Source organism: Microcystis sp. LEGE 00066, from assembly GCF_015207925.1.
Lineage (GTDB): Bacteria > Cyanobacteriota > Cyanobacteriia > Cyanobacteriales > Microcystaceae > Microcystis > Microcystis ichthyoblabe_A.
In genome coordinates this window covers 1-6,386 of record NZ_JADEVX010000217.1, presented here as the reverse complement: position 1 = coordinate 6,386, position 6,386 = coordinate 1, and the positions used below count along the sequence as shown (strand labels likewise).

The window sequence follows — 6,386 nt, the reverse complement described above, 5'->3', positions numbered from 1 at the left end:
GCGAACGCAGTTCGCCCCTACATTGTGGACAAAATCCGTTACTGTAGGGGCGCAAAGCTTGCGCCCTCCGATCGATTGGGATATTATTCCCACGCAAGTCCCTTATCAAGGTAGCAGGGGGGATCAGAGGCAAAATCTATCTTCAATTTAATTATAACTACTTACTTAACCGACTAAGATGCAGCAATGTTCCTGACTCCATTGCTATCTGTTAACCTATAGATGGAATATTTTCAATCAGCTTATGAAAGTGGTGCGGCTGGCTTGGGTGTTAACTTTGGCATTGATGATCATGCCGCCGACAACAGTGGCACAAACACTGGAGCAGTTATGGCAACAGGGTGAAACCGCTCAAGCGCAAAAAAAATACCCGGAAGCCGAAAGAATCTGGCGACAAATTATTCAGCTTGATCCTAACAGTGCTGTGGCTTTTAGCAATCTCTGCGCTGCGCTATTCCGTCAAAATAAGTTAGACGAAGCACTGATTTTCTGTCAAAAAGCTCTCGCTCTCGATCCAAAACTCCCAGAAATCTACAAAAATATAGGTAATGTCCTATATTTCCAGAAAAAACTGACGGAAGCGGAGGAAATGTACCGTAGGGCGATCGCTCTTGATGATAAGTATGCCCCTGCCTACAACAATCTCGGTAACGTGCTGTATGAGCAGAAAAAACTGACGGAAGCGGAGGAAATGTACCGTAGGGCGCTCGCTCTTGATGATAAGTATGTCGATGCCTACAACAATCTCGGTGTCGTGCTGAGGGACCAGAACAAACTGACGGAAGCGGAGGAAATGTACCGTAGGGCGCTCGCTCTTGATGATAAGTTTGTCTTTGCCTACAACGGTCTCGGTATCGTGCTGTATGACCAGAAAAAACTGACGGAAGCCGAGGAGATGTACCGTAGGGCGCTCGCTCTTGATGATAAGTTTGTCTTTGCCTACAACGGTCTCGGTAACGTGCTGAGGGACCAGAAAAAACTGACGGAAGCGGAGGAAATGTACCGTAGGGCGCTCGCTCTTGATGATAAGTATGTCGATGCCTACAACGGTCTCGGTAACGTGCTGAGGGACCAGAACAAACTGACGGAAGCGGAGGAAATGTTCCGTAGGGCGATCGAGCTTGATGATAAGTTTGTCTTTGCCTACAACGGTCTCGGTCTCGTGCTGAGGGACCAGAAAAAACTGACGGAAGCCGAGGAAATGTACCGTAGGGCCTTAGATTTACCAGATGATACTACTGGGACTCCTACTACCACTCACACCCTTGCCCATAATAATTTAGGTCGGCTCCTACAGGAACAGGGCAAGCTAGAGGCAGCGATCGCTGAGTTCGAGAAGGCGACAAAAATCGATCCGAAGTTTGAATTTGCCAGCAATAACCTGCAAGAAGCCCGGCGCTTGTTATCCTTGCAGCAACAACCGGAGCAGATCATCGCTTTGAATAATACTAAATATCTACCCCAAGAGGATCCCCTCACCCGGATCAAGCGATCAATAGTTAAAATCAGTGTGGTCTTTACCGGTAACGCCAAGGGGACTGCCTACGGTACGGGTTATGTGGTCAAACGCCGGGGAACAACGGTGTGGATTATCACTAATCGTCATGTGGTGGTCGATCGCGACACGGAACAGAGGGCCGATAATCTGGAAAATAATCTGGAAGTGGAACCCTATTACGGCGAAAATCTACCCAACCTCCCGCGCGATCGTGCAAAGGCTAAAATAAGTCAGATCACCGAACCCCAAGAAAACTTGGATTTAGCTTTGCTGGAAGTCACGGGTTTACCAGACGATATCAGTCCTTTAACCTTTCATCAAGGCGAAATTAACCCACAAACACCGATTTCTATCATCGGACATCCTGAATCAAAAGATTGGTCGAAGTACGAGGCGATTACCATCGGCATTCAGTCTAGTAGCGGCAATTTATTAATCGATGTGAGTCTGGCCGTGGGGGGGTCTGGTAGTCCAGTATTCGATCAGGAAATGCGGGTGATCGGATTGATGTTTAAAACGATTAACGAGTCCCAAATCGATTCTTCCGGTATCGGTTTCGCTTACCCTATCGATCGAGTTCTCCAAAAATTAGCTCAATGGCAGGTGGCTGTACCATGAAAAAATCATTTATTGCCCTTAACTTAACAATTCTTAGTCTTATTTTGGTCTCGTTCTTCCCTATTCAAGCTCAAAACTGTGGGACGGGAAATACTAGATCTAGCAACTATATCCAGAGAGATAATGACAAGCGCTGTGAGGGAATAGCTCCGATCGATATTGCGGGCAGTTTTAGTCTTATTTCCCTTTCTATCGGCCGGATTCGGGAGATGACTGACTCCCTAAAGTTGGAAGTACCTAGTCGTAATAACCGAGCGCCAAAAGTGATAGTGCGTTCTGTGCCAAAAAATTATCAACTCGCTCCCCTCACCTTGCGTCCCCAAGGTTCTCGCTATCAATTTAAATGGTCTAACTATGTTATTGATCGCGAAGATATCGCCCTTGAAAGTCTGCGGGCCACGGCCTCTATCAGTGACGGTAAATTGATCTATTTGCCAGTTATTTTTAATCAGGCAAAAACCTACGATATCGTCCTTTTTGCTAATGTGCGTAGCCAGATCAAAGAATTACAAATCCTCCAGAACAACAAGGTTATCTATGAGACTTCTCGCCCTAACTGGCAACCAAAAGGGGAAATTTTCTTTACTTGGGATGGTCGTACTTCTGATGGTAAACTGGCTAGGGCGGGATTGTACGAATTGCGAGTCAAAGCTTTATTAGAACAAGATGATGCTCCTCCCAGAAATGCCCCGATTAATATAACTTTTGAACATAATCCCCAGTGGCTAAAATGAAGTCCAAGCATAATTTTAAAAGTTTCTGGCGATGGCTCAAGAAAAATCAAAAGTTTACGATAGTTTTCCTGGCTACGCTGTCCCTAGTTTTCCTGTCGATTTTTGGGGGAATTATCCCAGTTAAACAAAACTTTGAAGGCAATTTATTGGTAAAAAGCTTTAGTTTTACCTGTCAAGAAAACGAAAGTTTATTGCTCAAAGATGTCTATAATCTTTCCCAAATAGATCTATCGGGACTGAAAAAATTTACCCTCGCTGGAACCTTTAGCAGTCTTGCCGATCCCGAACTGAATAAACGAGAGCGACTAGAAATTGAATCAATCCGGGAAAATAGCACTTTAACAATTACCCCGACGGCGGATTTTATCCTGCAAGAACTCCGTTTACAAAAGGAAACTAGAGTAAAAAATCTCAAATACGCGCCTTTTAATAATCTTTTGGCTTTTAGTTTGCAGCCAAATTCTCAACCAGTAAATTTATCATTTAACCCTAGCGGCAACCCGATTAAAATAACTCTTTCTGGTTATAAAATTGCTAATTTACCCCAAAAAAAAGAGGATATTTCTCTCGAATTTAATCTCAGTACCACCGAATTTAAATTAGAAATACAACAAGCGATCGATGTTAATTTACAACTTTCTCAAGATCAAGAACAGCCTATTTTTTGGCGCAATATTAAAGTTAATAATGTTAGATTTGAGCGACCGATTATCACCGGTAATAATGTGAGAGATGACTTAGTGGAATCGACAATTATTTCTGGTAATATCCGGATGGCTCAACAGGATCTTAAGCTAGAAGAAAATCAATTCCTGATCGTCGAGAAACCGGGGGTAGAGATATTAAATCAGATAAAAATTATCCGAGAGGATAGTAACCAAAACCTCAAACTAAAAACCACGGGGGAAAACTTGCAGATTAGCGAAGCATCACAAGGTTTAGAAGTGAGCGTTTCCGGCAATACCAACAGCATCCAAGTGGGGTTAAATCCGCGACTACCGATCGCCCAAATTCAAGGCAGTTTTTTATCGCGTTATCTTGGCAGCGAGGCGATCGTGGCGATAATTTCCTTTTCTGCTGGTTTAATCGTTCCCTTGCTTTCGTGGTTATTCGATAATTTTACCGCTTCTCCCTAAAAATTACCGTCCCGCTCGCTAAACTGCCAAATTGATAAGATCCTTTGACCTTTCGCCGCCCTATTGAGCAAAACTAGGTATAAACACTTTCTTAAGAATTAACCTATGTCACAATAGATGAGGATAAACCAAATAGTGTGAAATTGTAAACTAGGTATTACTGAATGGAACCGCTTTATCAGTACGCGTGGCTAGTTCCCGTCCTACCCTTGGTAGGCGCTACCCTAGTCGGTGCGGGCTTAATTTCCTTTAATGAAGTCACCAATCGTCTGCGACAGGCAAATGCTGTATTAATCATTTCTACCCTCGGTGCGTCGATGGTGCTGTCTTTTGCACTGCTGTGGAGTCAAATCAATGGACACGCTCCCTACAACCAAATGATCGATTGGGCATCGGCGGGTAACTTTCACCTGAAAATGGGTTATACGATCGATCACCTCAGTGCTTTAATGTCGGTTATCGTCACCACCGTGGCCTTTTTGGTGATGATTTATACCGATGGTTACATGGCCCACGACCCCGGTTATGTGCGTTTTTACGCCTATCTGAGCATTTTTAGCAGTTCTATGCTCGGTTTAGTCATCAGTCCCAACCTCGTCCAGATCTACATTTTCTGGGAATTGGTGGGGATGTGTTCCTATCTGCTAGTAGGTTTCTGGTTCACTCGTCCGGCGGCTGCCGAGGCCTGTCAAAAAGCCTTTGTTACCAACCGCGTCGGCGATTTTGGCTTATTACTAGGAATGCTGGGTCTTTTCTGGGCCACTGGTAGCTTCGAGTTTGATATCATGGGTGAACGTCTAGAGGAATTAGTCTCTTCTGGAGCCATTGCCGGCAGTTTAGCGGCATTATTCGCCGTTTTAGTCTTCCTTGGCCCCGTGGCCAAATCAGCCCAATTTCCCCTTCATGTCTGGCTACCGGATGCCATGGAAGGTCCGACCCCGATTTCGGCCCTGATTCACGCCGCCACGATGGTGGCCGCCGGAGTTTTCCTCATTGCTCGGATGTATCCCGTTTTTGAGCCAATTCCCACGGCGATGACGGTAATTGCTTGGACGGGGGCCTTTACTGCCTTTCTAGGGGCAAGTATCGCCCTTACCCAGAATGATATCAAAAAGGGTTTAGCCTATTCCACCATCTCCCAATTGGGTTACATGGTTATGGCTATGGGTATCGGCGCTTATAGTGCGGGGTTATTCCACCTGATGACCCACGCTTATTTTAAAGCGATGTTGTTCCTCGGTTCCGGTTCGGTCATCCACGGTATGGAGGATGTGGTGGGTCATGAGCCGGTTTTAGCGCAAGATATGCGGATGATGGGCGGTTTACGCAAGTATATGCCCATTACTGCCCTAACTTTCTTGGTGGGAACTCTGGCCATCTGTGGGATTCCTCCTTTCGCTGGTTTCTGGTCTAAGGATGAAATTCTCGGTTTAGCTTTTGAGGCGAACCCAGCTTTATGGTTAATCGGTTGGGGGACTGCGGGTTTAACAGCTTTTTATATGTTCCGGATGTACTTTAACACCTTTGAAGGGGAGTTTAGAGGGACTAATAAGGAGATTAAACGGCGACTGTTAGCCAATGCGGGCGCGATTCCGGCTTTTGGACCGGGGGCAATGAATGTTAAGCAATTGGACTCGGAAGCACAGGAAGAAGACAACCACGGCCATCATGCCCATGAACCCCACGAATCTCCAATTACGATGACTTTACCTCTCATGATTTTAGCGGTTCCTTCTTTGTTAATCGGTTTGGTGGGTAAACCTTGGCAGAATTTCTTCGAGGGTTTTATTCATGTTCCTAACGAAGTAGTGGAAGAAGTTCATGCTTTTGATTGGACGGAGTTTCTGATTATGGCGGGTAATTCGGTAGGGATTGCTTTAATCGGGATTACTGTCGCTTCTTTGATGTATCTCCAGAAGAAAATTGACCCCGCAATCATTGCCGAAAAATTCCCCGCTTTGTATCGTTTTTCCCTGAACAAATGGTACATTGATAATCTCTATGATCGGGTTTTCGTCCAGGGTTGTCGTCGTCTCGCACGGCAAATTATGGAAGTGGATTATCGCGTTATCGATGGGGCGGTGAATTTAACCGGTTTAGCTACTCTTGTCAGTGGTGAAGGTCTTAAATACCTTGAAAATGGTCGCGCCCAATTCTACGCTTTAATTGTCTTTGCCGCAGTTTTGGGCTTAGTAATTGTCTATAGTCTGGTGTAGATTTTTAATCGGTTGACTAAAGATTTTTGGGGGCGCGAAGCCCCTTTTTTCAGCTTTAACCCACATTCCGCACCCTAAGCTGTCACAGAGAGAAATTACGGAGAGAAAAAATCAAAGTGAGCATAAAAATAAACATAAGGAGCGAAAAAAGGCATTTGAGAAACAGTAAAGCACCAAAAATGGC

The 6,386-nt window shown here is 45.0% G+C and carries 4 protein-coding genes; all 4 read left to right on the top strand.

Annotated elements, in window-relative coordinates:
• Positions 1-244 precede the first annotated feature (244 nt).
• The 4 genes from IQ224_RS20560 to IQ224_RS20545 all read left to right on the top strand — a co-directional run bounded on the left by IQ224_RS20560 (position 245) and on the right by IQ224_RS20545 (position 6,202).
• A complete protein-coding gene (locus tag IQ224_RS20560) occupies positions 245-2,116 on the top strand; it encodes a serine protease (protein WP_194033441.1) in 1,872 nt (623 codons plus the stop codon).
• Positions 2,113-2,850 carry a FlgD immunoglobulin-like domain containing protein gene (locus IQ224_RS20555; RefSeq protein WP_036400925.1) on the top strand — a complete coding sequence of 246 codons (738 nt, stop codon included), beginning with the start codon at positions 2,113-2,115 and terminating at the stop codon, positions 2,848-2,850. Before IQ224_RS20560 ends, IQ224_RS20555 begins: the two co-directional genes overlap by 4 nt.
• Positions 2,847-3,986: a hypothetical protein gene (locus IQ224_RS20550; protein ID WP_036400928.1), complete on the top strand. Its 1,140-nt coding sequence runs from the start codon at positions 2,847-2,849 to the stop codon at positions 3,984-3,986. Before IQ224_RS20555 ends, IQ224_RS20550 begins: the two co-directional genes overlap by 4 nt.
• 164 nt (positions 3,987-4,150) lie before the next feature.
• Positions 4,151-6,202, top strand: coding sequence for an NAD(P)H-quinone oxidoreductase subunit 5 (locus IQ224_RS20545; protein ID WP_002744018.1), 2,052 nt, complete (start codon positions 4,151-4,153; stop codon positions 6,200-6,202).
• The last annotated feature ends 184 nt before the right edge of the window (positions 6,203-6,386 follow it).